The sequence below is a fragment of the Aurantiacibacter marinus genome (assembly GCF_001021555.1).
Classification (GTDB): Bacteria; Pseudomonadota; Alphaproteobacteria; order Sphingomonadales; family Sphingomonadaceae; genus Alteraurantiacibacter; species Alteraurantiacibacter marinus.
In genome coordinates, this window is record NZ_LDCP01000002.1 from 609,889 (window position 1) to 636,372 (window position 26,484).

Genomic DNA, 26,484 nt, shown 5'->3' on the forward strand with positions numbered 1-26,484 from the left:
GCGCGGGGTTTAGGGGCGATGGTGTGATTTGCCAATTGCTCTTGGCCCTGCGCCCATTTATCGAACAGATTATCTTATGAGCGCTCCGCCAGATCATCCCCGCGATCCGTTTGCCTGGAACATCCTCATCGCGCTTGTCTTTATGGCACTGGCGCTGGTGCGGATCAGCACACCGACCCAGCCATATTTCGATGAAGTGCATTACCTGCCGGCCGCACGTGCTGTGCTGGATTTGGGCTTTGCGACAAATGTAGAACATCCCCCGCTCGGCAAACAATTGATGGCACTGGGCATCTGGCTGTTTGGTGACGGGCCTTTCGGCTGGCGCGTTTTCAGCGTGATTTTCGGCGCGCTCGCCCTGTTTGCAGCGATGCGGGCGGCGTGGTTTTCCAGCCAGACGCGCGCCGCCAGCCTGCTGACAGGTCTGTTTGTCAGCACCAACTTCCTGCTGTTCGTCCATGCCCGCATTGCAATGCTCGATGTGTTCATGGTCGCTTTCATCATGGTCGCGCTGTGGATGTTTGCCGGTGCCGTGCGGGAGAACGAAACAGGGCGCTGGCGGCTTGTGATCAGCGGCGTTGCGCTCGGCTGCGCGATGGCCAGCAAATGGAATGCCATACCGCTCGCCGTACTGCCCGGCCTCGCCTTCTTCGGCGCCAGGCTTGCAGCGGGTCGGCGGCATTTCCTGACCTCTCGCCGCGGTTGGCCGGTCGCAGGCATTCCTTTGTGGGAAGCGGGTATCTGGCTCGGGCTGCTACCTTTGGCGGTCTATGCCCTTACCTTCTGGCCGTTTCTGTATTGGTCGGTTCCGTCAGGCAATTCGACCGGGCTGATCGACCTGCACCAGCACATGCTCGCGCTGCAAACGCAGGTGCCGCAGGGGCATCCTTATCAAAGCGAATGGTGGCAATGGGTCAGCAACAGCCGTTCGATCTGGTATCTTTACGAATTTATCGACGGGGCGCAGCGCGGCGTCATGCTGATCGGCAATCCGGTGACCATGTGGTTCGGCCTGCTGGCCATGGGCTGGTGCGCATGGGAAGGCTGGCGGACAGGGCGCAAGGATATGCTGGCGCTGGTATTGCTTTTTCTCGTCAGCCTCGCCCTGTGGATATTGGCGCCCAAGGCGGTACAATTCTACTTCCACTACTTCCTGCCGGGAATGTTCATAAGCGGCGCGATGGCGCTGGCCGTAGAGCATTTGTGGCAACGCGGGGAACGCTTGATTCCCATCACACTGGCGGTCGCTGCTGCGGGGGTATTCATCTACTGGTTTCCAATCCTGACCGCTGCACCGTTGGACGATCCACAGGATTTCCTGCGCTGGGCATGGATAGGCGGATGGCGTTGAGCTTTGCCGGATAAGGACGTTGGCGGGCGCTGTGCCTGATGGCGCGGCCGTGCTATGGCGATCTTTTACAAATGGGGGGCGACCATGATTGATCACGACATGCCGAAAGCTCTTAAAGTCTGGACGACTCCGGCCTGCGTGGATTGCGACAAGACCGCTACCAGCATCAGCGCTGCGGCAGGCCCCGCCGGATTCGACGGCGGCGCTTTTCCAAACAGCTACGCAACCAGCTGATCCAGAATTATCCGCCCGGCACCACCTGATATCGGCGGAGCGAAAATAGCAAAGGCGGGCAGCCCGAAAGCAGCCCGCCTCGCCGGATTGGGTGGTACGTAATTAAGCCTGCGGCGAAACGGTCACGATTTCGCCATCATCAGACGTGGCTGTGAAAGTTCCGGTTTCGTCAGGTTCGCTTTCGGTCCAGCATTCAGGTTCGGAGCCCTCTTCGATGCTGGTGAAGCAGGTTTTCCCGTCGACGATGGCCCATGTGGATTCCTGCACCACATTGCCTTCTGCATCCATGCTCTGAGAAGTACCGTCGGCGTTCAACATGGACGTTCCGATGGAGCCGTCAGCCATGGTTACGGAATACGTGCCAGCAGGACTGCCATTTCCGGTTGTCATCGCCGGTGCTTCCGCCTCAACAAGCGCCTCGTCGATTACGGCTTCTTCTTCTGCAGCCGGTTCGGCGCAGGCAACAAGCGCCAACGGCGCGGCAAGCATGATAAGTTTTCGCATCAATTTCCCCCAGGGATCGGCGCGACCCGAGCTGCGGGCAATACCATCATATGCGGGGGAAATGAAGGACCACGCGAATTACCGGAAACGGCCCCAGACAAATTTGCTGGAAAGCGCATAATTCCAGACAGATGCGATCACCACGCCGACAAGTGCCGCGCTCCACCACAGCATGCCCTGCTCTTCCAGCACGGTGGCCACAGCGACGTTGGCGAAAGCCCCGACCGAGCACGCTCCGCAGAATTTCAGCCAGCCCCAGAACATGCCGTCCGCTCCGCCAAGCTTCTTGTCGCGGTAAGTCAGCATGTTGTTGAGCCAGAAGTTGAATGTCATCGCCACCATTGTCGCGATGGCCTGCGCCCAGCCGAAAGCGACCGTTTGCGGCCAGTAAATCGCGGCCAGCACGGCCATATGGACGAAGACGCCCAAACCCCCGACCATGCCGAACAGGACGAAGCGTGTTGGCAGCCATTTGCCGAAATAGCGTTCAGCCAGGCCCGCAATGAAATCGAGCACGACGCCGTGATCAAGTTTGCTTTCCCCGGCGAGACGTTCTGCGAATTTCAACGGGAATTCCTTCACTTTCAGACGCGGCTGGGCAGTCGCGAGAATGTCGAGCATGATCTTGAACCCTATGCCCGAAAGGTTTTCAGCCTGTTTACGCAGTTGATCAGTACGCAGCAGGAAAAACCCGCTCATCGCATCGGTCAATTCCGTACCTGTCAGCTTGCGGGCGAGCGCATTGGCAACTTTGCTGCCTTTCTCCCGCCCTTTGGAGGACAGACCATCGGCATTGCCGCCCACGGCGAACCGGCTGGCATAGGCCAGGTCAGCCTCACCCGATTTCACCGCGGCCAGCATATCGACAAGCAGCGCGGGATCGTGCTGGTGATCGGCATCCATAACCGCCACATAAGGCGCAGCGGTGGCGCACATGCCTTCGATGGCAGCACTTGCCAGGCCGCGCCGTCCGATGCGCTGGATCACGCGAATACGCGGATCGCTGCGCCCGATGCGGCGCGCTTCTTCGGCGGTACCATCATGCGAATTGTCATCGACAAACACGGCTTCCCAGCCGGCAGGACCAAGGGCTTTTTCAAGCCGTTCTACCATTGGGGCGATATTGTCCCGTTCGTTCAGCGTGGGCAAAACGATGGCGAGGTCCAACGGAGCTGTCGCTTGCGCCTTCGCCAAAGCGGCGACGCTTTCTACCTGCTGCCGGAAATCATTGTGACTCATGTGCATGCACCCGCATTACGGGGAATTGTTAACCATAAGGTTACCGTACCGATTATTTCAGCCGTCCCAGAACGGCATCGCCAATGGCCCTGGTACCCGCCGATCCGCCCAGATCCGCACCCAGAATGCCGTCGTCCAGCGTCTTTGCCACTGCGGCCTCTATCACCGCAGCGTCATCCTCGCGGCCCAGCGAATGGCGCAGCAACATGGCAAGGCTGAGGATCATTGCAGAAGGATTAGCAGTACCCTGCCCGGCAATATCGGGCGCGCTGCCATGGATAGGTTCATACATGCCGAACGTGCCGAATTCTGTTTGCCGTTCTCCCAAGGCCGCGCTGGCGAGCAGGCCGATGGAGCCGACACACATACTGGCCTGATCAGACAATATATCACCGAACAGATTGCCGGTGACCATCACATCGAACTGGCCCGGATTGCGCACCATCTGCATGGCAGCATTGTCCACATACATGTGGCTGAGCGTGACATCGGGATATTCAGCGGCGGTTTCCACCACTACATCGCGCCACAACTGGCTGGTTTCCAGCACATTCGCCTTGTCCACGCTGCACAGGCGTTTCTTGCGGCCTTGCGCGGCGCGGAAGGCGACATGGGCGATGCGGCGCACTTCGTCCTCATTATAGGACATGATGTCATAACCTTCGCGCACGCCATCAGGCGTGGTGCGCATTCCCTTTTCGCCGAAATAGACATCGCCATTGAGCTCACGCACAATCAGCACGTCGATTTCCCGCGCGATTTCGGGCCTCAGCGCAGACATGTCCTCCAACCCGGCAAACATGGTGGCCGGGCGCAGATTGGCGAACAGGCCGAGCGCACTGCGCAGGCCAAGCACCGCCTGTTCAGGCCGCAAATGGCGTTCCAGATTGTCGCAAGCCGGATCGCCGACCGCGCCGAACAGCACGGCATCGGAAGCGCGGGCCATTTCCAGCGTTTCTTCCGGCAGAGGATGACCGTGGCGCTTGTAGGCCGCGCCTCCCACATCGCCCTCGAACAACACCAGTCCGGGCAATGAGAGCGCATCCAGCACACGCCGCGCCTCCGCCATGATTTCCGGGCCGATCCCGTCCCCTGCAAGCAATGCGATTTTCATGTCAGACCATCCGTCCCAGCAAATCCCTTAAGCGTCCGCGCGCGGCCATAACGTCTCCGCGCTGGTCGGCAAGCAGGTAGTGGTTCAGCGGCTCTGCCAAGTCGTCCATCACCTCGATCACCTGCGCCAGATCACCTTCGGGTCGACCGCCTGCGCCGCCATATCCCATTTCGCGTAGAAGCAGCACCTCGTATCCCACCAGGGCGCCTGCCCAGCCGCGCGCAGATGGTGCATTGCAGATCGCATCAAGCGCCCCGCCGAGCGCCTCGTGCAAAGTCGGATAGGGCTGGCGTTCCGGCAGCGCCGTAGCGGTGAGCGCACAAAGCCATGCAATCGCAGCAGCAGCCAGAGGCTCACCCAACCACGGCCCGCGGCTTTGCGTCAGTTCCACCCTGGCAAAGGGCAGTTGGCTGTCGGATTTGGCTGAAAACTGCACTTCCACGGCATTGCCGGGGATGACCACCGGGCGAAGGTTCCTCCCGCGCCCGCCTGCAACATAGGCTGCGACAAGGCCGTACTCGCCGGTCAGAAACCGTCCGATAACCGCAGTTTCGCCGTGCTGGCGGGCGGACACAAGTATGGCGGGGGCGCGCAGGTGCATATGCACAAGCGTTACCCGCTAGCTTCGGTCACCCCAAGCTGTTCTTCCAGAAACTCCGCCTGCTTTCGGTAATAGGCCAATCGGCTCGCCAGCTTTTGCCAGGCGCGACCTTCGTCCGGAATGCAAATGAAGGGCGCCTCTGTGCCGTTGGCGCGCAAGGCCTGCACCATGATTTCCGTTTCGGAAATGTCGATGCGCGGGTCCATGGCTCCATGCGAAAACAGCACGGGCACGCGTATCTGGCCTGCGCGCAACACCACATTCAGCAGATAGCAGGAAGCGTCAGCCTTTGGCTTCGAGAGCGGCGACGCGGGCTTCCAACGCCTCCGCGTGCTCGCGCGCTTTGGCAGCCATGTCTTTCACAGCGTCAAACTCTTCGCGAGAGACAAAATCGAGGCCGCCCATGGCCTCCTTCATTCTCTCGCGCGCGTTGTCCCGCGCTTCACGGCCCATACCCGCCAGCGTTCCCGCTGCGGAATTGGCGACTTTGACGAAATCGGCGATGATCGGGTTTTCGCTTTGCATGGGCACTATGTGGTGCGTCTCGCAGAAAATCTCAACCCAAAACCAACCGAAGATTGGCAAGGCCGGATGGCCGCCCGCTGGTGCCCGGCAGTGAAACGTAGGGAATAGCACCAAGGATGCGCGCCCGGATCGGCGAGCGTTACCGAATTAGAACTCGAAGCTCTGTACTGCGCCGTCATCGTCGAAATCTGCGGGATCGGGGTTCAGTTCAAGAAACTGCCAGTTCAGCACGGTCGCAAACAGAACCCATGCCAGATAGGGCAGCATCAGCAGGCCAGCCCATTTGCGCACCTTGAAAAACAGTACCGTGGTCAGGATTGCCAGCACATCGACGGCGATGATGACATATAGAGCCAACTGGATTTCCTGCTGACCGAAGAACACCGGCGACCACGCCAGGTTAAATCCCAGATGCACCAGGAAAGCGGCAATCGCGACGCCCCGGTTCGCCGAACCCCATGCCGCGCAGACCATTGCAAAGGCGAAGCCGATCATCGCGTAAAGGATCGCCCACACGATCCCGAAAGTGGCGGGCGGAGGAAAAATGGCGGGTTTGTCCAGCGACTGGAACCACGCGCTGTTGGCGTCTCCGCCCATTTGCCCCGCCAGAAAGCCGAGCAGGACAACAGAAGGAACAATGAACAGCGCCCAGCGGAGCAGGCTGGCGCGCAATTGACCGGGAGAAGCGAGACGATTCATTGAGGCTCCGATTCGTTTGACGGCAGTTTTGGCCGCGGTAACGCCCTAGAGCAAGCGCCGCCGCGCCCAATAGCTGTGTTGCCAGTGTCCGTTACCGGGTCACTCAGTAACATTGTCATCCATGCCGCGGACCGCGTTGATCAGGAATTCCACATTGCCCTGCGTGCCGGTAATCGGGCTATCCGTCAGCCCTTCGATACGCCAGCCGCCCGCTTCCAGCCACGCCGTCACTTCATCACATACGCGGGCGTGCAAAGCCGGATCGCGGACGATGCCGCCCTTGCCGACTTCGCCTTTGGCCACTTCGAATTGCGGCTTGATCAGCGCGACGAGGCGGCATCGCGGCGCGGCCAGTTTCAGCGGCACATCCAGCACTTTGGCAAGGCCAATGAAGCTGGCATCGCACACGACCCAATTACAGGGCCGGTCAATAATTTCAGGGGTCAGCGCGCGGGCGTTGGTCTGTTCCAGCACAGTGATGCGCGGATCCTCCCGCAGCTTCCAGGCAAGCTGGTTGGTGCCGACATCCACGGCAAACACATGCTCCGCCCCGTGATGCAGCAGAACTTGGGTGAAGCCGCCGGTGGAGCTGCCGATATCCATTGCCACCGCGCCGCGCGCATCAAGCCCGAAGTGCTGGATTGCATGGTCCAGCTTCATGCCCCCGCGCCCGACCCAAGGATGATCGCGGCCGCGCACCTCAATTGCAATGTTTTCGGTAACTTGCTGACCGGACTTGTTCACCCTTTCGAGCTTTCCCGGAGGCCCGGCAAACACCAGCCCTGCCATGATCAGCGCCTGCGCACGGCTGCGGCTGTCCGTCTCGCCGCGTTCGACAAGCAGTTGATCGATGCGGGTACGCGAAGGCTTGCGCTCTACCATGCGCGAAGCGATAGAGATTAGGATGCGGCAGGGCCAGAGCGTTTGTGCTGCAACATTTTTCCACCCACCCCGGTATTCGTAGGGTTATCGCTTCATGCAGTTAAATCGCACACATCTTCTTGGCTCCGCCGCCCTGATCGGCGCGTTTGCGCTTACCGCGTGCATTCCCCCGGCACCCCAGCCGACCCCTGTTCCAACGCCCTCACCTGCCGCGCAGCCTGCACCCACGCCGGTCCAGCCCGCCGCGCCTATCACCACGGCTTCAAGCAATTGGGCGGATAATCTCGCCACGCCGGGTGATTGGACATATTCGGACAGCACCGGCACGCCGATCGCATCCTTCGGCATGGCGGGACAAATCCCGCTGTTTGCCATGCAATGCAACCGCGCGAACCGCAGCATTTCGTTTGGCCGCCTCAGCAATGCAGGCGACCCGCGCACCATGCGTATCCGCACAGAAACCGCAGACCGCGATTTGCGCGCCGAACCGCAGTCGGGCGCTTCCGCCAGCATACTTTCGGCCAGCATCCCCGCGCTCGACCCCTTTCTTGACGCGATGGCCTTTTCCAAGGGCCGTTTCGCGGTTCAGGTGGCGGGAGAGCCGGTGCTTTATATCCCCGCTTGGCCAGAGGTTACGCGCGTGATCGAGGAGTGCCGGAACTAAGCCGCAAGGCGCATTGCAGCCCGGCTGTGAAAAAGAATTTTTTGGGGCTTGTTTTTACACCCTTCGCGATTCACATTGCCAATCAAGACCGGCGGTGAACGCAGGTCCCGGGCCCCCGGTGATCGGCGCGGCCCTTGGCTTAAAAGCGCGAAAGGAGGTGATCCGATGTCTCATGGTTCAGTAGCGAGGTCGGTGAAGACCCAGGCGGAGCATATTCGGTAGTTTCTTTTTGCCGAGTAAGGCTTCGTCGGCGGTCTAACTGACCGCTGACCATGCGAAGGGCGGTTCCTGTTTCGGCAGGGCCGCCCTTCCCATTTGTGGGGTTGGTCGGTTCTGGTTGGGTTTGGAGTAAATTGCAGACTGCCAAACTTCCCGGCTTCGACCACCAAATGCGGACTGCCTGCTAACGACCCAGTTGGGGACATTGTGCGTTCGAATGGCATAATTCCGTATCGGCTATTTGCGACAATCGATATGCGAGCGCGATCTATATAGGCGGATTGCTCTCGTGCCAGGAAGTTGCTTGCTCATAGGCATGACCAATCCGGCACAGCGTAGCTTCAGAGAAAGGGGCGCCGCCAAACTGTATAGCCAAGGGCATCCCTTCTGCGGTGAAGCCACACCGCACGGTGAGGCCTGGTGCACCTGCCATGTCGAACGGCACCGTATATTCCAGATGCGCCTTGTCAAAGAGCGGCTGTAGCGCTTCGGCGTTCTGATACAGATCATAGTCATTCTGTAGCGGACCGATCCCTGATGGCAGAGCCAGTGCGTCAACGCTTGCCAGAAATTCGTTGAACTCTGCCGAAAAAGCACGCCTGAGTTGCCATGCAGCATCAACCTGCTCTTGCGTAATTGTTGTGCCAAGAGCGAGAAAATCTCCGAAGTAACCGCCATAATCAGCAGCCCTTGCCGGATAGGTTTTGGCATGCGCTGCAACCGCTTCTGAAGCACAGATAGCAAACCAGGCATCCATCAATTCGGTTGTCTGGGAAGGCACGCTCACCTCGACTATCTGCGCCCCGAGCTTTTCCAATTCCAATAGCGCTGCTTCATGCGCGGCAATTAGCTCCTTCGATGCGCCAATTGCAGTGTAAGTCGCATCATAGCCGATACGCATACCCGCTATCCCGGCATCCAGATTGGATGTCAGATCGGGCACGGGACGATCCAGAGAGTGTCTATCGAACCTGTCGTATCCCGCCATTACTTCCAGCATGATCGCTGCGTCAGCAACACGACGGGTCAGCGGGCCGATGTGGTCGAGACTGTCTCCCAGGGTGAGAGCACCGGACTTCCCGACCAGGCCAAACGTTGGCTTCAATCCGACAACGCCGTTGGCCATTGCAGGAAATCGGATCGAGCCTGCTGTGTCAGTCCCAAGTGCTGCAAAGCACAGTCCTGCCGCAACGGACACGCCCGATCCACTCGACGAAGCCCCAGACCAGTAGCCTGCATTCCATGGATTGACTGGGATCTCGAAATCACGGTGGTAGCCAGCCATCGCGCCTTCGGTCATGTTGAGCTTTCCAATCAGGATCGCTCCGGCTGCAGAGAGCTTCTTCAATACCGGTGCATCATTAGCCGCGACATTGCCCTTGAGAACAGCCAGCCCTCCTTGTGTTGGAAGGTCTTTTGCATCGATAAGGTCTTTGATGGCGATTGGGATGCCATGAAGACGCCCGCGGTAATCTCCATCAGCAATCTCACGTTCGGCCTTCTCAGCTTCTTTGAGCGCCCTGTCTCTCGTTACCGTCATGAAGCTCTTGAGATCTTTGTCGATCGCGTCGATCCTATCAAGCATATGTCGCGTCAAATCGACCGGCGACAGTTTTCCGCTCTCGATTTGTTCGGCAACTTCGCAAATACCGGAATAATGTAGTTTACTCATGCAATCCCCCCAATGCGGAATCCATACACTTAATCCGGCGCGAAGACACAACTTCGCTGCATCAGGGGAATTCAAACGCAGTTGATCGAGGGTGCAAGTTGCAGGCATCCCAATCGGCATTGAAGTCCGCTTTCCACCCCAAACTCGGACCGTCGCTCACACACGACGCGATCCCGGAAGCTGGCATCAGTACTATCCAGGCTGGGGCCGCAAGCACTCATTCCACCACCTTACACCAACCCACACCCCCCTTGCCTCCAAACCCGCCCCCGACTAATCGCCGCAGGGCAAGGAGAACACACGCCCATGGCCAACGCGCCCGCCCTATCGATTGAACGCATTGCCCACCCTGCACCGGTCTCGGATGCAGACCGCAAGGCAGCGATTGCCGATCCCGGTTTCGGAACGGTGTTCACCGATCACATGATCTCCATCGATTACGACGAGGGGCATGACGGTCCTTTGGGGGGCTGGCACTCCGCCACGCTCGGCCCGCGCGGCCCGATCTCGCTCGATCCTGCTGCCAGCGTGCTGCATTATGCGCAGGAAATCTTCGAAGGGATGAAGGCTTACAAGCTTTCTGACGGTACGATGGCGCTGTTCCGTCCGGGCGAAAATGCCGCCCGCTTCAACAGATCGGCCGCGCGGCTGGCCATGCCCGCTTTGCCGGAGGATCTGTTTGTAGAATCGGTCAAGCAGGTGGTGCTCGCCGATAAGGAATGGTTCCCCGGCGTCGAAGGCGGATCGATCTATATCCGGCCCTTCATGTTCGCCAATGAGCATTTTCTGGGCGTGCGTCCGGCAAAGAAATACAAATTCCTCGTGATTCTAAGCCCCGCGGGCAACTACTTCAAATCGGGCGCGCCAGCGGTGTCTGTCTGGGTTAGCGAATATACCCGCGCGGCTCCCGGCGGCACCGGCGATGCGAAATGCGGCGGGAATTACGCCGCCAGCCTCGTCCCCACCGGAGAAGCCTTTGCCAAGGGCCACGATCAGGTTGTGTTCCTCGACGCGGCAGAACACAAATGGGTGGAAGAACTGGGCGGCATGAACCTGTTCTTCGTTTTTGACGACGGCACAATGATCACACCGCCGCTGCGCGGCACCATCCTGCCCGGCATCACCCGCGAAAGCATCATCACGCTCGGCCGCGAACAAGGCCTGGATGTGCGCGAGGAAATGTATTCGATCGACCAATGGCGCGATGATGCAGCAAGCGGGAAGCTGGTGGAAACCTTCGCCTGCGGCACCGCTGCCGTGGTAACTGCAGTTGGCAAAGTGGCCGGACGCGACGGCGAATTTACGATCGGCACCGGCGGCCCCGGACAGATGACCAGCAGCATTCGCGAAAAGCTTGTCGGAATCCAGCGCGGCACAATCGAAGACACCCACGGCTGGGTCACACGGCTGGGGTGAATGTAAGTCTGCCCAGACCGGATCCTGCCACCGGATATTGGGGGCTACAGCAAACCGACAGGCGCTGCGCCGATCAGCGCTTCCAGCTTTTGCATGCCGCTGCACCGCCCGAAAAAATTGTTGCCCACGGACATGCCAACCCCCACGCCGTATTCACTTTCGCGGGCACATATCTGACCGCCGCCAACAAGGAGACGGTCCCGCTGGCGACAGCCGCATTGGTGATCAATCCGCCCGATATGTGGCACCGGGATCGGTATGCGCGCGGCACGGGCAGTTTTCTGGCAATCGATCTGCCGCGCGGCGTTCCGGGTACGGCAGAACCCAGCGTGGTCCGTGACGCGGGGACTGTTTTCGCCTGCCTGCGGCTGGTCCGGCAGCTTCCCGATGCGGAAACGCTGTTGCTGCAAGAAGCGAGCCGCGCGATCATCTGCGGACAGGAAGGCACACCGCACAAGGCAGGTTCGCGCCTGCACCGCGCCTATGCCGCGATCATGGATAGCGAAACGCCGGAAAGGCTTGATCTGGCGCAGCTTTCCCAACTGGCAGAATGCCATCCGAACCATGTCTCCAGCGCATTTCGGACGCGGTTCGGAATTTCGGCCGCCCGCCTGCTTCGGCGTCGCCGTATCGAACGGGCGTGCATTCTGCTGCGCGAAAAAGACAGGCCGCTGGCAGATATCGCCTTGCAATTGGGATTTACCGACCAGGCGCATTTTTCCCGCGTGTTCTCGGCAGAAATGGGCGCGCCTCCCGGGCGTTGGCGCAGACGGAACGCAGAGCTTTGAAATATACAATATCCGGCACTTGCAGCGCGCTAGGGGATGCTCCCGAATTCGTTATTATGTCAGGATTTGCAGTGAAACTTGCCCCCTTTTTTGCCATGATCATGGCAATGACTACCTCTGCACACGCTCAGGATACCTTTTCCCCGGTCACCGAACGCGTGGAATCGGGCGATGTTGGCTCGGTCACCAGTGTCCTCGTGATGCAGCATGGCAATATTCTGTTTGAAGAATATTTCGACGATGGCGGCGCACAAGCGCTGCGAAACACCCGATCAGCCACAAAGACCATCACCGCCATGCTCGCAGGTATCGCGATCGAGCAGGGACATATCCCATCTGTAGAAGCGCGCGTTCTGGACTATTTTCCCGGCACATCGCCCGCCAATCCCGATCCGCGCAAGGACGCGATGACGGTGCAGGATTTGCTGACAATGAGCGGTCCGTTGGAATGCGACGATTCCAATCCGTGGTCGCGCGGTAATGAAGAGCGGATGTACACGATCGAGGATTGGCCGGCCTTCTTCCTCGATCTGCCGCCGCGCGGGTTTGCCGCATGGGCAAATGGACCGGAAAGCAGCCCTTACGGGCGCGCGTTCCAATATTGCACCGCCGGTGTCTCAACGCTTGGCGCGGTGATCGAGCAGGCGAACGGTCAGCCGCTGGAATCTTTTGCGCAGACGTATCTGTTTGCGCCGCTGGGTATCACTAATGTGCAATGGCAATTTTCCCCCCTCGGCCTGGCGCAGGGCGGCGGCGGACTTGCGCTGCGTACGCGTGATATGGGCACCATCGGCCAGTTATTGATCGATAATGAAGCCGGCACTTTGCCCCAAGGCTGGGCCGCGCAAATGATGCAGGAACGCGTTGCGGTGCCCGATCGTGACAATATCGGGTATGGATATCTTATGTGGCTTCATCGATTAACCCATGACGGCATACCCTACCAAGCCGCGATGATGAGCGGAAATGGCGGCAACAAGGTGATCATTGTTCCGGCGCTTGATGCTGTCGCGGTTATCACTGCAACCAATTTCGGCAATGGTCAGGCACACGGCTGGAGCGAAAATATCTTTGAGGAATTGATCCTGCCCGAACTGGTTGATCGCCGCGCCGCCGCAGTACTTTCAAACACGCCCGCGGCTGTATCGTCAGCTGCAACCGGCAGTCAATAACAGGAGCGCAAGGGCTTGGCCGCACGCAAGGTCCAGATTTATCTGCCGGAACGGCGCATCGGGCAGCTTGAGACTATCCTCAAGCGTCATAGCCGCCGATATTGGCGCGAAACGGTTCCGGGCGGGCAGGAAAAATATACCTGCATCGTGCAGCAACGCTATACCGAGCGCCTGCTCGATGATCTGGAAGATATATTCGGCGATGATCCCCATTTCCTTGCCCATGTCGAGCTGCTCGAGGCGGTGCTTCCTCGGATCGAGGAAACGGCGGATTCAGAACTGCCGCTTGGCAGCGATCTTCCTCCACCAACGGCGCTGGAGCGGTTCTTCAGCCGCGACAGGCTGAACACGGACGAGATTTACGACGACATCGAGGAAAGCCTGAAGATTACGCCGTCGTATCTTATCACCGTCGTTTTATCGGCGGTTATCGCGGGTCTTGGGATGCGCAGCGGCCAGACTGCAGTGGTGATCGGCGCCATGATCATCGCACCGCTGCTCGGCCCAACCATGGGGATGGCTCTGGCGGCAACGGTGGGCAATGCCAGGCTGGGCGCGCGATCAGCCTTGACCACGGCGACAGGCTGCGTGTTCGCAATCCTGGCAGGATGGCTGGTGGGTATGCTGGTGACGATCGATCCGCTCATCCCGGAACTCAATAACCGCACCATTGTGCAGCCCGCCGATGTTACGCTGGCGCTGGCATGCGGCGCGGCGGGCGTTCTTGCGTTCAGCAGAGGCGCGTCCTCGGCGCTGGTGGGCGTGATGGTGGCTGTGGCTCTGGTACCGCCGCTGGCTGCCACAGGTATCTATTTTGGCGCTGGCTATCCGGAAGAAAGCGGCAATGCCTTCTTCCTGTTTCTGACCAATCTGGTGTGCGTGAATGTGGCCGGGATCGTGATGTTCCTGTTTCAGGGCCTCCCGCCCAAAAGCTGGCGCATCACTGGCGGCACGCTGGCGGTATGGATCGCCATGCTGCTCGCCCTGATATCCGTGATGCTGGGCCACATCCTGCTCGGCGTCGGGACTTAGCTTTGTAGCGCCAAAGCTATTGGCGCATCACCCGGCTTCCATGGCTTTTCGCGCTGCATGACTGTCTTGAACAACGGGGATTCCATATGCCCTGCCAGCCATGCCTTCACGCGTGGCAGGTCCACCTTGGCCCACCAGTCGCGGTCCGTGGCCGCAAACTGGCGCACAAACGGCATGATCGCCGCATCGGCCAACCCGCGCGTTTCGCCGCAAAGCTGCGGATTTTTCTCAAGCCGAGCTTCGAGCTTGCGCAGGAATTTCACGCCTTCCGCCCGGTGCTCCAGCGCGTCGCTGTCATGCCGGTCCGGGTATTTGTACCGGTCGAGCGCGTGTTTGAACGGCCCGTCATTCTCGGCAATCAGCGCCGCATCATCGCGCGCCAGCCAGCCTTCGGGATCGGTGTGGCCAAGCGCCCAGCGCATGATGTCGATGCTTTCTTCCAGAATGGCGCCGTCACCGTGCACCAGCACCGGAACGGTGGCCTTGGGGGAAACTTCGCGCATCGCATCGGGTTTGGCCGACAGCTTCACTTCGCGCAGTTCGACCCGCGTCTTGCTGACCACCAGGGCCATGCGCGCACGCATTGCGTAAGGGCAGCGGCGAAAACTGTAGAGGACGCGGTCAGACATTCTTGGGTTTTTCCTTTTTGGGTATCACGGCCCCGACATGGGCACGACCCTGCTCCGCTGCGAGCTTTTCCTGCCGGTGCCGTTCGCGGTAAGACGCGCGCTGCGCGTCGGTGCGTTCGGCATAACAGGCCGGACAGCTGACCCCCTTTTCGTAAAATTCGGAAGTCTCGTCTTCCGCTGTCACAGGGCGGCGGCAGGCGTGGCATAGCGAATAGCTGCCCTGCTTGAGGCCGTGGCCGACGCTCACCCGCTGATCGAAGACAAAGCATTCGCCGCGCCACAGGCTGAGTTCTTCAGGCACGGTTTCCAGATATTTCAGGATGCCGCCCTTAAGGTGATAGACCTCCTCCACCCCCTCGCTGGCGAGAAACGCGGTGGACTTTTCGCAACGAATGCCGCCGGTGCAATACATGGCGACCTTGGGCTGCTTGCCGCCGCCTGCCTCCATCAAACGCTCCCGCTCTGCGCGGAACCATTCGGGAAAATCGCTGAACGTCGGCGTCTGCGGATCGACCGCGCCTTCGAATTGACCGACCGCGACCTCGTAATCATTGCGCGTGTCGATCACGATGGTGTCCGGGTCGGAGATCAGCGCGTTCCAGTCCTGTGGATCGACATAGGTGCCAGCATTGTTCGCCGGATCGAGCGCGGCCTGCCCCATGGTGACGATTTCAGACTTCACCCGCACCTTCATCCGCATGAACGGCATTTTTGCGGCGGCGGAGAACTTCACTTCGATATCGGCGCAATCGGGCAGCGCGCGGATGTGGTCGAGGACTTTGGCGACGCCTTCAGGCGAGCCTGCGATTGTGCCGTTGATGCCCTCTTGCGCGAGCAACAGCGTGCCGCGAATGCCGTTGGCGTCGCACAGCTTCTGGAGAGGCGCGCGCAAGGCTTCGGGGTCGTCGAAGGAGGCGAAGCGATAGAGAGCGGCTACGCAAATGGGGGTGTCGAGAGAGGTGGACGCGGTTGGCATGGGAAGCCTTTAGCGATGCACGACCTTTATGAGCAAGGCCGCGAGCTTGAAAATTGGATAGATGGAGGACATGAGGTCCATTCTCGCAAAAGACCGTCGAAGTCGCCTTTCACAAGCTTCTATCAGGCGCTGTAAGCGATGCTGGGCAGTTGAGAACGACCGAGTCCATCCGATTAAGGGCCGCTTCGAAATGTTGGAAATTTTAAACGAAAATGCAGGCGCAATCACTGCAATTGCAACAGTTGTGCTTGCACTGCTCACGACAGCCCTTTGGGTTGAAAATAGAGCGCTCCGGAAAGCTGGAAGCAATCCGTATATAACGGCATACCTCAGACCTCATCCGGACGGCACGGGGGGAGTGCAATTTGTTTTGGCAAATGTGGGAAAGGGTCCAGCGTTCGACGTCAAATTTTCAATTTTGGCAGATTGGGATGACTTCGAAATGCATAAAGTCTTGTTTCAAGATGATGAGGATCGAGCACCAATTTCTGCGGTTCCCGAGTCAGTCGAATTTCACTTTCTCTTCGGCATTAGCTTTGAGCTTGCTCGGAATCGCGATGATGAAATCTGTTTTCTGAAACCGTTCGATGTATCGGTCGCTTATGCTGACGCGTTGGGTCGAAAACACCGTTCAAACTGCACAATTGATTTGAAACAGTTCTCCGGCCTTAAGGGAGTTCTCGCAAAATCTAATGACAAGCAAATCGCCGACAGTTTGAGTAAGATTGATAAGCACTTAGCTGCAATTTCCAAACAATCGCCGAGTATTTCTCCAGTAATCCAAGCATCTAGTTTCACAGACCGGGTTTTGCGATGGTTGAAGGGACGATAGCTCCCCCTCATATCCCGTCAGGATAAATCGGGCGGATATCCACCGGAATGCCGTCCATCCCCGCAATCGCGGCCTCGGCATGTTCGTCCAGCCGGGCGTAGCGTTCGAAGAAGGCGATGGTGCCGTCGTAATCGCCGGTCGCTTGCAGCATCAGTTCGGTACGCAGCAATTCGGTGATGCCGCTTTCCAGCTTCGCTTCGTCCACCACGAAATGCCCCGCATCTTCGTCCCAAGAAAACGCACCGTAATCGAGCAGGAAGCCATATTGCGCCGCTGCGCCTTTGCCGTGGGCTGACTCGATGCCCTGCCGCATCGTGCGGAACAGGCCGGCGAAATAGGTTTGGAGCAGCTCGCTCTTTTCCGCCACCGGCAGTTCGCCGCGCTCCATCATGTAGAGGAGGTTGTAGATGCCCATGACATCGGCCTTGCTCTCCTCCAGCGCGGAATATTGCTCGCGCAGTTCCTCGTTCACGGTGGTGGTGCGGCCATCCACGGTGATGCTGCCGGGGCCGAGCGAGTGGCTGAGTTCGTGGAACAGGGTGAACAGCTGCATGTAACGGCGGCTGACCAATGCGGCCTGATCCTGCGCCAGCACGACATCGGCAATCGGATCGAGGATCATATCGAACTTCGCGCCGAGCACATTGGCAAGGATCACCTTCTTCGCGCCCTTGGCTTCGCGCACCCGTTCATCATTGGGCAGGTTGAAGGCGATGGTCTGCACGCCGGGCACATTGTCGCCGCCGCCGTGGATCTGGTCCGCCACTGCAATCGGGCTTTCGAACCCGCGCGCGAAATTGTGGTATTGCGCATCGATGGGGAGGTTGCCCTCCATATCGCGCAGATATCCGACGTAGCGATCCAGCGCGGCGCTTTCATCCGGATTCCGCAGCGTCACGAAGCTTTCGAACGCGGTTTTCGTTCCGTAGAGCCGGTCAGTGTAAACCTCATACGGGCCGATGGCGACTTCGATGGGCGTATCGGTCAGGTCCATCCACGCCATTTCGCTTTCGAAATAATCATCGGATTCGAAGCTGTCGGCGCGCAGCGTCAGGAACCGCTTGAGGCTGGGATTGGTGGTGATCGCCGCTGCCTCGCGCAGCTTTTCGGCTGCGGGCTGGAGGAACTCGGCATATTCTTCGCTGTAAGGGACCGCCACGAACCCGTCCCCGTCGCGGCGCACCACGGTGTAGGGGCTCATCAAGGCGTCGCGCTGGTCAGGGTTGGCTTCCAGATAAGCGTCGAATTCCTCCCGCGTCAGGTCTGCCGGATAGAAACCTGCGCCTTCGGGCCATGCGGTGTCGCCGTAGAAGGGGTGGTTGTCCGCCACACTGTCCCACGGGCCGAAATGGCGGTCGAACATATCGAGCGTGTCGGCATCGCCGCTGGCCTCGATCTGGCTACGCATCTCCGGCAGGCCTTCGCCGCGCTGGCGCAGGTAAATCTCGTCCATATATCCGCTCGCCTCGATCAGCAGATTGACGACCTGGCGTTCTTCATCGGTGAGATAGGATGTGTCCGGCGCCATCTCCACATCTGCCATGGTGGCGCGGCTGGCGGCCATGTCATACCCGCCCGTAGCGGCCTGCTCTGTGGCGGCGGTGCATGCCCCCAAAAGCGCAACAGGAGCGACGGCGAGGCTGAGAGCGATAAGGGTACGGCGCATGGCATGGTCCTTCGACTGGGAACAGGCGAAACCATCTAGACCCTCTCTGCGGGCCTGTCACGCGCTCCGAACCGCGCTATGCGGCGCTGCTCAGCAAATCTGCTGCAGCCGGGCTTTCTTCCAGAAATTCCAGCAGGCCGCGCTCCCACTTGTTGAGATATTGCGTGCGGCGCGGCAGCCGCATTCCGGCGCGCCATTGCTCCTGCCTTTCGATCAATGCGATCACAGCAGGGTGGATATAGCTTTTGCGCGTCACTGCCGGGGTATTGCCAAGGCTGCTGGACACTTTTTCAAGCACAACCTTGATTGTCAGCACCTCCTCTGACTCTCCCAGAAGGCGGAAGGCCATGACGCTGGCATGCCATGTACGAAAATTCTTGGCGGTGAATGGCTCTCCCATCGTATCGGCCAAATATGCGTTTACGTCGGAGGAGCCGACATCCTGCGGATCGCCTTCGTTATCCAGCCAGCGAAACAATTGCTGTCCCGGCAGATCATGCATACGCTTCACCACCTGCGCGAGTGATCCGTCCGAAAGCGTCACATTGCGCTGTTTTCCGCCCTTTCCGATGTAGCTGAGGCGCAGTGTTCGCCCGGTGACCTCTGCATGGCGGCGTTGCAATGTCGTCGCGCCAAAGCTGCGGTTCTTGCGCGCATATTGTGTGTTGCCCACGCGGATCGCGCCCAGATCGAGCAGCTTTACAACGCTGGCAACAGCGCGGTCCTTCCCCAGATTGGGCGAGCGCATATCCTTTTCCACACGTTTGCGCACCAGTGGCAGCAAATTGCCGAAGGCGAGCGAGCCATCGAATTTCTCACTTTCCTTCATGGCGCGAAAATCAGGGTGATACCGATATTGCTTGCGGCCCTTGGCATCATATCCGGTGGCAAGGATGTGGCCATTGTGCGCTGGGCAGAACCACGCGTCCACATAGGCTGGCGGCAGAGCGATGGCATTCAGCCGCCGCTTCTCCGCACGGTTCCGGATCAGCGCACCCTTGGGGTCGTAATAGGCCCAGCCCTTCCCCGCACCCTTGCGGGTAATGCCGGGAAGACCATCATCGACATAAATCAGCTGGGGTGGGTGACTTGCCATCAAGGCGCATAACGCTCTGATATAGTTGGCGGTTCCTCCACATGGCCCAAAGCAGGTGGAGCCAGCTAACTGATCGAAGGGCGCGGCCCCGGTGCCTCTGCGACATTCTCCAGCACTTCCTCCGGCACTGCTCCCTTGCGCGGGAACTTGACCGTGAGCATCAACAGCAATCCGAGGAGATGCATAGAGGCCACGATGAGGAACATCGGCCTGATCCCGCCGAACACCTCGCTGAAGCCGGATGCCCATGCGCCGATGCTGATGCCGAAATTGCTGCACGCCATGTACAGCGTGAACTGCGTCGCGGCGACGCGCGGGTCGCACAGCCGCATCGAGATAGGAAGCGCGGCGACAGTAATCAGCACGTCCAGTCCGGCCCATGCATAGACAAATGCCGTGAAGACACCCGGATCACTCCACTGGTCTGCAATCATCCACATCGCGAGGCTTACGAAGATATAAGCGGCAAACATGGTGATGGTCGCCCTCTTCGCGCCAAGCCTGTCGCCCAGATAACCGCCAATCGTCAGCCCCAGAATGCCTCCGACAAGCTGGGCCGAACCGACGACACCGGTGATGGATTGTTCGTCCCACCCGACTTCGCCAGCGCCGATGAGCGGCGTCAGCGCCGTGAACATGCCGTAGTGAAACCCGCGCACCAGCAGAACCGGGAACCACAGCACACTGATCGGTAACAGCAGAGATTTCAGAGTGGTCTTCAGGATGGGCCACCAAGCGCCAAGCTGGATGTTGAGATTGCGCGGATGGGCCTCCCCGTTGCTCCAGGGAAGGCAGCGCTCTCCGGGTCGTTCGCGCAGGATCAGTATGTATGCGGTGATCAGCCCGATAAAAAAGGCAGCGAGCAGATAGGCCGCTGCCGGGCCAAGCTGGGCGATGGCAAAACCGGTCAGCATGGTCGCCAAGGCAATGCCAATGGCCTGACCGCCGAACATCATGCCGCTACCGCGCGCGCGCTCATCCTCCTCCATTATATCCACCGCCAGCCCGTCTACCGCAACGTCCTGAAATGTCGTCGCCATGTTAACGAGGAAACCGGCGATGCCGAGCAGGAGGATGTCTTTCACACCCGGCTGGGCAACAGCGCAGAGAAGCAGCAGCGCGATCATCACGCATTGGGCCCCGGCGATCCAGACGCGCCTCCGCCCCATGGGCAGGAACGTGTATCGGTCCATGATGAAGCCGTTGACCAGCTTCAGGGTCCAGGGCAGCGCCGTCAGCCCGAGAACATAGGCAATGTCGGTCGCATCGGCTCCGTTCGCCGCCATCCAGGCCGGAATTGCGAACCAGAACAACCCGATTGGCACGCCCTGCGCGACATACAGAATAAACAGCGTGAACAGGCGCAATCGCCTGCTAGACGATAGAACAAAGCGTTCTTGCGCAAGTGTGTTTTCGATATCCCTGCCCCCATTGGAGGCGACCCCGAAGTATTCCTGGCACATCCGCAGACAGTTGGCAAAATCAGAATTGACCACTCCCAAGATTTGCTTGCCTTGTTAGCAGGCAGCCAAGCCGCCACCTGTGGCGCAGCAATTCAATTCAGGAGCACCGCATGGCCGATCCCACCTACACCCCGCCCTCTGTCTGGCAGAATACTGAAAGCGGCGGCAAGTTTGCCAACATCAATCGCCCCACCGCAGGCGCACGGGTGAAAAAGGATTTGCCGGTGGGCGATCACGCCTTCCAGCTCTACTCGCTCGCCACGCCCAATGGTGTGAAGGCGACAATCATGTTCGAGGAATTGCTGGAAGCGGGCCATTCGGATGCGGAATATGATGCATGGCTGATTGATATCAGTGATGGCGACCAGTTCAGCAGTGGTTTCACCGATCTCAATCCCAACGGCAAGATCCCCGCCCTGCTGGACCGCACGGGCGACACACCGGTGCGTGTATTCGAATCCGGTGCGATCCTGATGCATTTGGCCGAAAAATTTGGTGTATTCTTGCCGGCAGACCACACCCGTGCAGAAGTGCTAAGCTGGCTGTTCTGGCAGGTCGGCAGCGCGCCCTTCATCGGCGGTGGCTTCGGCCATTTTTACGCTTATGCACCGGAAAAATATGAATACCCGATCAACCGTTACGCGATGGAAACAAAGCGCCTGTTCGATGTGGCGGACAGGCGGCTTGGCGAAAGCCGTTTTCTTGGCGGCGATGATTATACCATCGCCGATATGGCCGCCGCGCCGTGGATGATGCCTTTCGTGACCGGCGAAATCTACAATGACGCCAGGACTTTCCTGTCGATCGACGAATATGAAAACGTCGGCCGGTGGGCGCATGAAATTCTTGCCCGCCCCGCCGTTCAGCGTGGCCGGATGGTCAATCGCAGTTGGGGCGAAGAAAGCGAACAGCTGCCAGAACGGCACTCGTCAGCCGATTTTTCCGCACGACAAGCAAAGTAACGCCCGATGTGCAGCGCGCGGCCTTGCGCCATGCGCTGCACGCGTTATATGAGCGCCCTCCTGCTGGGGTGTGGCCAAGTGGTAAGGCACCGGTTTTTGGTATCGGCATTCGCAGGTTCGATCCCTGCCACCCCAGCCATTTCTTCCAATCCGCCTTAATTGACGAGCACGGCGCGGCCCGTGCCGTTTACGCGCAGCGGCAGATAAAGGCCCTGCTCCACAGCATGGATTTGTCCGTGGCGCACCTGCGAAATATCGGCTGACAAACGCACGTCACCAATACGGATTTCCTCCAGCGCTTGCTGCGCCAGTTCGAGGACATGGGCGTATTCCCGATCAAAATTTTCCTGCAATGCGGCCTCGATCCGGGCGTTGACCTGCGGCGACTGCGCAAACTTCAGCAACAGGTCGGAGGCCAGCCGGTCGGTGTCTCCGTAAACCTGCAAGTCTTCGATGGAGATGCGTTCGCTGTCATAATCGCCCCGCGGGCGGCCGGTCAGCCACAGGCGCCCCTGCACTTTGCCATAACGGCGCGCAGTGCCCTGGGTGGGTGTCATGGCCAGATCGATGCCCACCGCAATGCGCCCGCCGCTGGTGGGGTAAATCTCGACAGCCGCAATCTCTGTATTCACCCGTCCCACTCCGGGCAGCGCGATGCCGCGTTCATCCAGCTGGCGCAGTTCGCGCAGCACAATCGGCTCCAGCAGGGCATATTCGCTCATCACCGGCAGGAAGATATCGAGCCCCTCTGCGCCCTGCGGCGGTGCGTTGGGCGGCAGTGGTATCGCTTCGGGCGGTTCGGGCCGCTCTCCCAGAAAGGTTCGGGTGCGCGCTCCCATCGCGAGATTGATGGTCAGAGCATTGCGACCCGCCGACATGGCTGTGATGCCGATGGTTTTCGGTTCCAGCCACAGCCACGCAGGCGGATTTTCGCTGTTGAGCGATTCCACGGTAAAGGCCTGCTGCCACAATTCAGCAGCCTGTGAGCGCACATCTACGCGCGCCAGTTCGCGTTCGATCTGGCGCTCGATCCGCGCCATGACCGGGCGCAGCCGCTCATCTGCCTCTTCCATGAACGTGATGCGCTGGCCCAGGAAATCTATGCCAGGCGCGCGGGACCAGTTGTAGCGAAGAGTTATGTCGGTGGCGGGCGACCAGTTCCGGTCGATATCTATCCGCACCACTGCTTCTACCACGGCACTTCCCGTGGCGGTTTCGCCGCGCAGAATACCGCCGATATCGCGCGCGGAAACCTGCGCCGTGACAGGCATACGAACGATCAGATTGCGCCCTTCACCGCGTAAGGTAATGTTCCCGCGCTGCACATTGCCCACGATCCGGCAACTGATGCGGGGCGTCACCCGGATCTCGCGGCCGAGTACGCTCACCCGTTCAGGCGGAACGCAATCGCCGCGGCTTTCATCAATGGCATAAAGCGTGCGCGGCACGTCACTGGCGATCAGGTCGCGGATCCGCGCCAGCGGTATCGTGACAGGTAGACCAAGCCGCGAATCAACGTCCGGGATTTGCAGCTGCGCAGCATCGCGCGGCGGTGCCTCAACCGCGATTTCATTACGGCATCCACCGAGCAACAACGCAATCAGCGCCAGCGCGGCGAAAAATCTCATGATGTTAGCCCCATAGCCGCCAATTCTGCTTGCGAACTTGCGCGTAGGCAAGCGCAAAACCGCTCCCGGATTACACGTTGGGGAAGTTTCGTCGGAAAGTTTAGTCGGAAGGTTCCAGAACGGGCTGCGGGTTGTTCGGCGTCAATATCAGTTCATTGTTCTCGATCCGCACCGACGCCAGCCGCGAAAGGAGGTTCATTCCGATGACATTGGTTTGTCCCAGTCCCGGCGCAATCACGGCATCCAGTCCGCGCGCAGCAACATTACCAAAGCGCATTTCATCGATGTTGGTCATGTGCGCCGCCACCACGCCATTGGCGGTGTTCAGGCGGATCGGCAAGCCGCCGTCACGTTCATCCAACCCGGCAGCGCGGGCCGTGTCTTGTGAAACTGCAGTCAGCGTGGCTCCGGTATCGACGAGGAACGCTGCGCGGTGGCCGTTCACGTCAGCCTCCAGCCAGTAATGCCCGTCAATATGCATGGGGATGCGCGTTTCGCGGCCTTCCACCACTTGTTCGGGCAGGCCGATTTCCGGCACGGCGAGCGAAAAGCGCGGATCAAGGCGCGACAATTGCAGCACAACCAGCACCAGCACCCCGATAAGGGCAAACGTGCTGCCTGTGCGCAGGATGCGACCGAGCAGCGGCACCCGCTTCATCATTACGGAACCAAGCACGCCTGCCACCATCGCAAAAACCGCGACCATGAGCAGTCCCGATTGCGGGAGCTCGCGGATCGAATGGGCGAGCTGATCAAAAACAGGCGCGAAATCCATGATGCCCTATATAGCGCGCGATCTGGGATTTGCGATGAACGACCCTGTGATGGCCATAATTACGGTGCGCTGCGCGGTATGGTAGCCCGGGCGAGCACCAGCGAGAAACGCTCCTCCGCATCGGTCCAGTGTTCCACCGGCGTCCAGTGTCCCGCCAGCAGCAAGGTGTTGGCACTGCGGCGCACGAATTTGTGGCTGTTTTCCGTGTGGATGGTTTCGCCCGCTTTCATGGCGAATTGCTCTCCGGAAACGGTGAAGTTCACTTCCTGTTGTGCCACCAGATGCATCTCGATCCGTGCATAAGTATCTACCCAGCGGGCCTCATGCTGAAACGCCTCTACCGGAATCGCGGCGTCCAGTTCGCGGTTGATACGGGTGAGCAGGTTAAGGTTGAAGGCCGCCGTGACACCCGCTGCGTCATCATATGCCGCCTCCAGCACCGTTTTGTCTTTCACCAGATCCATGCCGATCAACAGCAGCGCACCGTCACCCAGAGTGACACGCATTTCGCGTAGCAGATCGACAGCGGTGCGCGGCACCATATTGCCAATTGTGGAGCCGGGGAAAAAGCCGAGCTTGGGCAGATTGGCCACCGCGCCGGGCAATTCGACGCGCTTGGTAAAGTCTGCCTCCACCGGATGCACCGGCAGGCCGGGAAATTTCGCCGAAAGATCGGCGGCAGCAGCGCGCAGGAATTCGCCCGATATATCGAGCGGCACGTAGGCGCCGGGTGCAATGGCGGAAAGCAGCAGCGGCGTTTTGACCGAAGATCCGGAGCCGAATTCAACTACGGCGCGCCCGGCCCCGATCAGCCGCGCGAATTCATCGCCCTTGCCGCGCAGGATTTCCGTCTCTGCGCGAGTCGGGTAATATTCCGGAACCCGGGTGATATCCTCGAACAATTGTGAGCCGCGCTCGTCGTAAAACCAGCGCGCGGGGATCGCCTTTTGCGGCTGGGAAAGCCCGCTCAGGACATCGCTTCGAAACGCACGGTCGACGCCCCCCTCGTCAAGATCGACGAGGCGAATGCCCTCTGAATCACTCATCAAATGTCCTTTGCGAGGCGGAGTCCGGTGAACTGCCAACGCTGCTGAGAATAGAAGAAATTGCGGTAACTTGGCCGCGAATGACCACGCACTGTGGCGCAGCTGGCGCCTTTCAGCACCCACTGTCCCGCCATGAACTTGCCGTTGTATTCGCCCACTGCGCCCGGTTCCGGCTGGAACCGCGGATAAGGGGAATAGGTAGACCGCGTGAATTGCCACACGTCACCAAACAGCTCTGCCGTGCCGACCGGTTGCGGCGGCGCTGCGCCGTCCAGCTGGTTGCCTGCGGCCGGTTCGAAACTTGGTGCATCCTGCGGTGCATCCTGCCCGCGAGCGACCGCTTCCCATTCGAATTCTGTCGGCAAACGCGCGCCTGCCCAAGTGGCGAACGCTTCCGCCTCGTAAAACGAAATATGGCTGACCGGCGCGTCAGGATCGCGCACCTGCCAGCCGCAATGCGTGAAATGCTCGTCCCCGCGCCAGTACAGCGGCGAACCGATATCGCGCCGGTCAAGCCAGGCCCATGCATCCGACAACCACAGGCGGTGATCGCGGTAGCCGCCATCGGCGATGAATTCAGCCCAATCAGCATTGGTTACAAGGCGGCGAGACAGTGCAAAAGGTTGCAGCAAGGTGCGATGCGCAGGGCCTTCATTGTCGAACGCAAACCCTTCTGCCTGATGGCCGATACGTGCGATGCCGCCGGGATGGGAAATCCAGCCATCTTGCTGTGCTGGCGCTTGCTTGTGGGTTTTGTCCCACATGGCCGGACCAAGCGGGTTCTTGCTGAAGGCGTGTTTGATATCGGTCAGCAGCAATTCGATGTGCTGCTGTTCATGCGCAATGCCAAGTTCGATCAGATCGGCGCAGGCCGGGTTGCCCAGCAAGGCCTCCATCGCGGCGTCCACATGTTGCCGCCAGTCCAGCACTTGTTCCAGCGTTGGCCGGGTAACAAGGCCGCGGTTGCGGCGGGCAATACGCTCCCCCTCCGCCTCGTAATAGGAATTGAACAGGAACGGGAATTGTTCATCGAACAAAGCATATTCAGGCGCATGATCGCGCAGCAGAAACGTTTCCCAGAACCATGTCGTATGCGCCGCATGCCATTTGGCAGGAGATGCATCATCCATTGACTGAATGGTGGCATCCGCTTCGCTCAACGGTTCCAGCAAGTCCTGCATCAATCGCCGGGTCGCGCGAAAACGGCCCACAAGCGATTGGCTGGCATCTGTTGCAAGGCGGGGTTCGGCCTGGGGCAAAGCCCTCTCCTGTCGGCGATCAATATCCGTCGGCCACTAA

The 26,484-nt window shown here is 59.6% G+C and carries 27 protein-coding genes and 1 tRNA gene; 10 read left to right on the forward strand and 18 right to left on the reverse strand.

Translation table 11 applies throughout. The features are described from left to right. The first annotated feature begins 76 nt into the window (after nucleotides 1–76). A complete protein-coding gene (locus AB731_RS09360) occupies nucleotides 77–1,351 on the forward strand; it encodes a phospholipid carrier-dependent glycosyltransferase (RefSeq protein WP_047093337.1) in 1,275 nt (424 codons plus the stop codon). 54 nt (nucleotides 1,352–1,405) lie between these two features. Further along, complete coding sequence (locus AB731_RS09365; RefSeq protein WP_047310212.1) at nucleotides 1,406–1,585, forward strand: hypothetical protein; 180 nt, start codon at nucleotides 1,406–1,408, stop codon at nucleotides 1,583–1,585. Nucleotides 1,586–1,687: 102 nt separating this feature from the next. Here the strand turns inward: AB731_RS09365 and AB731_RS09370 are convergent, their stop codons facing one another. From AB731_RS09370 to AB731_RS09405, 8 genes are all read right to left on the reverse strand, one after another. Continuing rightward, complete coding sequence (locus AB731_RS09370) at nucleotides 1,688–2,089, reverse strand: hypothetical protein (RefSeq protein ID WP_156167424.1); 402 nt, start codon at nucleotides 2,087–2,089, stop codon at nucleotides 1,688–1,690. Nucleotides 2,090–2,167: 78 nt separating this feature from the next. Then, nucleotides 2,168–3,334 (reverse strand): glycosyltransferase family 2 protein, encoded by a 1,167-nt coding sequence (locus tag AB731_RS09375; protein WP_047093335.1) that lies wholly within the window; start codon nucleotides 3,332–3,334, stop codon nucleotides 2,168–2,170. A 46-nt stretch (nucleotides 3,335–3,380) separates the two neighbouring features. Continuing rightward, on the reverse strand, nucleotides 3,381–4,442 hold the full coding sequence (leuB, locus tag AB731_RS09380) for a 3-isopropylmalate dehydrogenase (protein ID WP_047093334.1): 1,062 nt from the start codon (nucleotides 4,440–4,442) through the stop codon (nucleotides 3,381–3,383). A 1-nt stretch (nucleotide 4,443) separates the two neighbouring features. Further along, entirely contained in the window at nucleotides 4,444–5,043 is a 600-nt protein-coding gene (gene recO, locus AB731_RS09385) for a DNA repair protein RecO (RefSeq protein WP_047093333.1), read from the reverse strand. Nucleotides 5,044–5,054: 11 nt separating this feature from the next. Continuing rightward, nucleotides 5,055–5,303 (reverse strand): alpha/beta hydrolase family protein, encoded by a 249-nt coding sequence (locus tag AB731_RS14250; RefSeq protein WP_047093332.1) that lies wholly within the window; start codon nucleotides 5,301–5,303, stop codon nucleotides 5,055–5,057. Between the two features lie 22 nt (nucleotides 5,304–5,325). Next, entirely contained in the window at nucleotides 5,326–5,568 is a 243-nt protein-coding gene (locus AB731_RS09395; protein ID WP_047093331.1) for an accessory factor UbiK family protein, read from the reverse strand. A 147-nt stretch (nucleotides 5,569–5,715) separates the two neighbouring features. Then, nucleotides 5,716–6,267 (reverse strand): TspO/MBR family protein, encoded by a 552-nt coding sequence (locus AB731_RS09400; RefSeq protein WP_047093330.1) that lies wholly within the window; start codon nucleotides 6,265–6,267, stop codon nucleotides 5,716–5,718. Between the two features lie 99 nt (nucleotides 6,268–6,366). After that, nucleotides 6,367–7,149 (reverse strand): TlyA family RNA methyltransferase, encoded by a 783-nt coding sequence (locus AB731_RS09405; protein WP_047093329.1) that lies wholly within the window; start codon nucleotides 7,147–7,149, stop codon nucleotides 6,367–6,369. A 94-nt stretch (nucleotides 7,150–7,243) separates the two neighbouring features. On the opposite strand from AB731_RS09405, the gene AB731_RS09410 reads away from it, so the two are divergent. Beyond that, the gene (locus AB731_RS09410) at nucleotides 7,244–7,813 is read left to right on the forward strand and encodes a hypothetical protein (RefSeq protein WP_052768962.1); all 570 of its coding nucleotides are present in this window, start codon (nucleotides 7,244–7,246) and stop codon (nucleotides 7,811–7,813) included. Nucleotides 7,814–8,300: 487 nt separating this feature from the next. On the opposite strand, the gene AB731_RS09415 is transcribed toward AB731_RS09410, so the two are convergent. After that, nucleotides 8,301–9,779, reverse strand: coding sequence for an amidase (locus tag AB731_RS09415; RefSeq protein ID WP_162199466.1), 1,479 nt, complete (start codon nucleotides 9,777–9,779; stop codon nucleotides 8,301–8,303). Nucleotides 9,780–10,010: 231 nt separating this feature from the next. On the opposite strand from AB731_RS09415, the gene AB731_RS09420 reads away from it, so the two are divergent. From AB731_RS09420 to AB731_RS09435, 4 genes are all read left to right on the forward strand, one after another. Continuing rightward, nucleotides 10,011–11,120, forward strand: coding sequence for a branched-chain amino acid aminotransferase (locus tag AB731_RS09420; protein WP_047093327.1), 1,110 nt, complete (start codon nucleotides 10,011–10,013; stop codon nucleotides 11,118–11,120). After that, nucleotides 11,117–11,908: a helix-turn-helix domain-containing protein gene (locus AB731_RS13815; RefSeq protein WP_082126431.1), complete on the forward strand. Its 792-nt coding sequence runs from the start codon at nucleotides 11,117–11,119 to the stop codon at nucleotides 11,906–11,908. Before AB731_RS09420 ends, AB731_RS13815 begins: the two co-directional genes overlap by 4 nt. 101 nt (nucleotides 11,909–12,009) lie before the next feature. Beyond that, on the forward strand, nucleotides 12,010–13,080 hold the full coding sequence (locus AB731_RS09430) for a serine hydrolase domain-containing protein (protein ID WP_197076222.1): 1,071 nt from the start codon (nucleotides 12,010–12,012) through the stop codon (nucleotides 13,078–13,080). A 15-nt stretch (nucleotides 13,081–13,095) separates the two neighbouring features. Next, nucleotides 13,096–14,112: a TIGR00341 family protein gene (locus tag AB731_RS09435; protein WP_047093326.1), complete on the forward strand. Its 1,017-nt coding sequence runs from the start codon at nucleotides 13,096–13,098 to the stop codon at nucleotides 14,110–14,112. On the opposite strand, the gene AB731_RS09440 is transcribed toward AB731_RS09435, so the two are convergent. After that, nucleotides 14,109–14,741: a glutathione S-transferase gene (locus AB731_RS09440; RefSeq protein WP_047093325.1), complete on the reverse strand. Its 633-nt coding sequence runs from the start codon at nucleotides 14,739–14,741 to the stop codon at nucleotides 14,109–14,111. The two genes, AB731_RS09435 and AB731_RS09440, sit on opposite strands and share 4 nt — an antisense overlap. Beyond that, complete coding sequence (trhO, locus tag AB731_RS09445) at nucleotides 14,734–15,717, reverse strand: oxygen-dependent tRNA uridine(34) hydroxylase TrhO (protein WP_047093324.1); 984 nt, start codon at nucleotides 15,715–15,717, stop codon at nucleotides 14,734–14,736. Before trhO ends, AB731_RS09440 begins: the two co-directional genes overlap by 8 nt. A gap of 190 nt (nucleotides 15,718–15,907) precedes the next feature. Here trhO and AB731_RS09450 point away from each other — a divergent pair, with 190 nt between their 5' ends. After that, nucleotides 15,908–16,549, forward strand: coding sequence for a hypothetical protein (locus AB731_RS09450; RefSeq protein ID WP_156167425.1), 642 nt, complete (start codon nucleotides 15,908–15,910; stop codon nucleotides 16,547–16,549). A gap of 7 nt (nucleotides 16,550–16,556) precedes the next feature. On the opposite strand, the gene AB731_RS09455 is transcribed toward AB731_RS09450, so the two are convergent. The 3 genes from AB731_RS09455 to AB731_RS09465 all read right to left on the reverse strand — a co-directional run bounded on the left by AB731_RS09455 (nucleotide 16,557) and on the right by AB731_RS09465 (nucleotide 20,774). Further along, nucleotides 16,557–18,215 (reverse strand): dipeptidyl-peptidase 3 family protein, encoded by a 1,659-nt coding sequence (locus AB731_RS09455; RefSeq protein ID WP_047093322.1) that lies wholly within the window; start codon nucleotides 18,213–18,215, stop codon nucleotides 16,557–16,559. A gap of 76 nt (nucleotides 18,216–18,291) precedes the next feature. Then, entirely contained in the window at nucleotides 18,292–19,311 is a 1,020-nt protein-coding gene (locus tag AB731_RS09460; RefSeq protein ID WP_047093321.1) for a DNA topoisomerase IB, read from the reverse strand. 65 nt (nucleotides 19,312–19,376) lie between these two features. Continuing rightward, nucleotides 19,377–20,774: an MFS transporter gene (locus AB731_RS09465; protein WP_156167426.1), complete on the reverse strand. Its 1,398-nt coding sequence runs from the start codon at nucleotides 20,772–20,774 to the stop codon at nucleotides 19,377–19,379. 110 nt (nucleotides 20,775–20,884) lie between these two features. Between AB731_RS09465 and yghU the strand changes: the two genes are divergently transcribed. Then, the gene (gene yghU, locus AB731_RS09470; RefSeq protein WP_047093319.1) at nucleotides 20,885–21,736 is read left to right on the forward strand and encodes a glutathione-dependent disulfide-bond oxidoreductase; all 852 of its coding nucleotides are present in this window, start codon (nucleotides 20,885–20,887) and stop codon (nucleotides 21,734–21,736) included. Nucleotides 21,737–21,800: 64 nt separating this feature from the next. After that, nucleotides 21,801–21,875 (forward strand) — tRNA-Gln (locus AB731_RS09475). Nucleotides 21,876–21,891: 16 nt separating this feature from the next. Here AB731_RS09475 and AB731_RS09480 read toward each other — a convergent pair. The 4 genes from AB731_RS09480 to egtB all read right to left on the reverse strand — a co-directional run bounded on the left by AB731_RS09480 (nucleotide 21,892) and on the right by egtB (nucleotide 26,444). Next, nucleotides 21,892–23,364, reverse strand: a complete 1,473-nt coding sequence (locus AB731_RS09480; protein ID WP_047093318.1) for a DUF4403 family protein — start codon at nucleotides 23,362–23,364, stop codon at nucleotides 21,892–21,894. Nucleotides 23,365–23,464: 100 nt separating this feature from the next. Then, nucleotides 23,465–24,139, reverse strand: a complete 675-nt coding sequence (locus AB731_RS09485; RefSeq protein ID WP_052768961.1) for a retropepsin-like aspartic protease family protein — start codon at nucleotides 24,137–24,139, stop codon at nucleotides 23,465–23,467. Between the two features lie 59 nt (nucleotides 24,140–24,198). Next, a complete protein-coding gene (gene egtD / locus AB731_RS09490) occupies nucleotides 24,199–25,185 on the reverse strand; it encodes an L-histidine N(alpha)-methyltransferase (protein WP_047093317.1) in 987 nt (328 codons plus the stop codon). Next, the gene (gene egtB, locus AB731_RS09495; RefSeq protein WP_047093316.1) at nucleotides 25,185–26,444 is read right to left on the reverse strand and encodes an ergothioneine biosynthesis protein EgtB; all 1,260 of its coding nucleotides are present in this window, start codon (nucleotides 26,442–26,444) and stop codon (nucleotides 25,185–25,187) included. The genes egtD and egtB overlap by 1 nt, the downstream gene beginning before the upstream one ends. Between the last annotated feature and the right edge of the window lie 40 nt (nucleotides 26,445–26,484).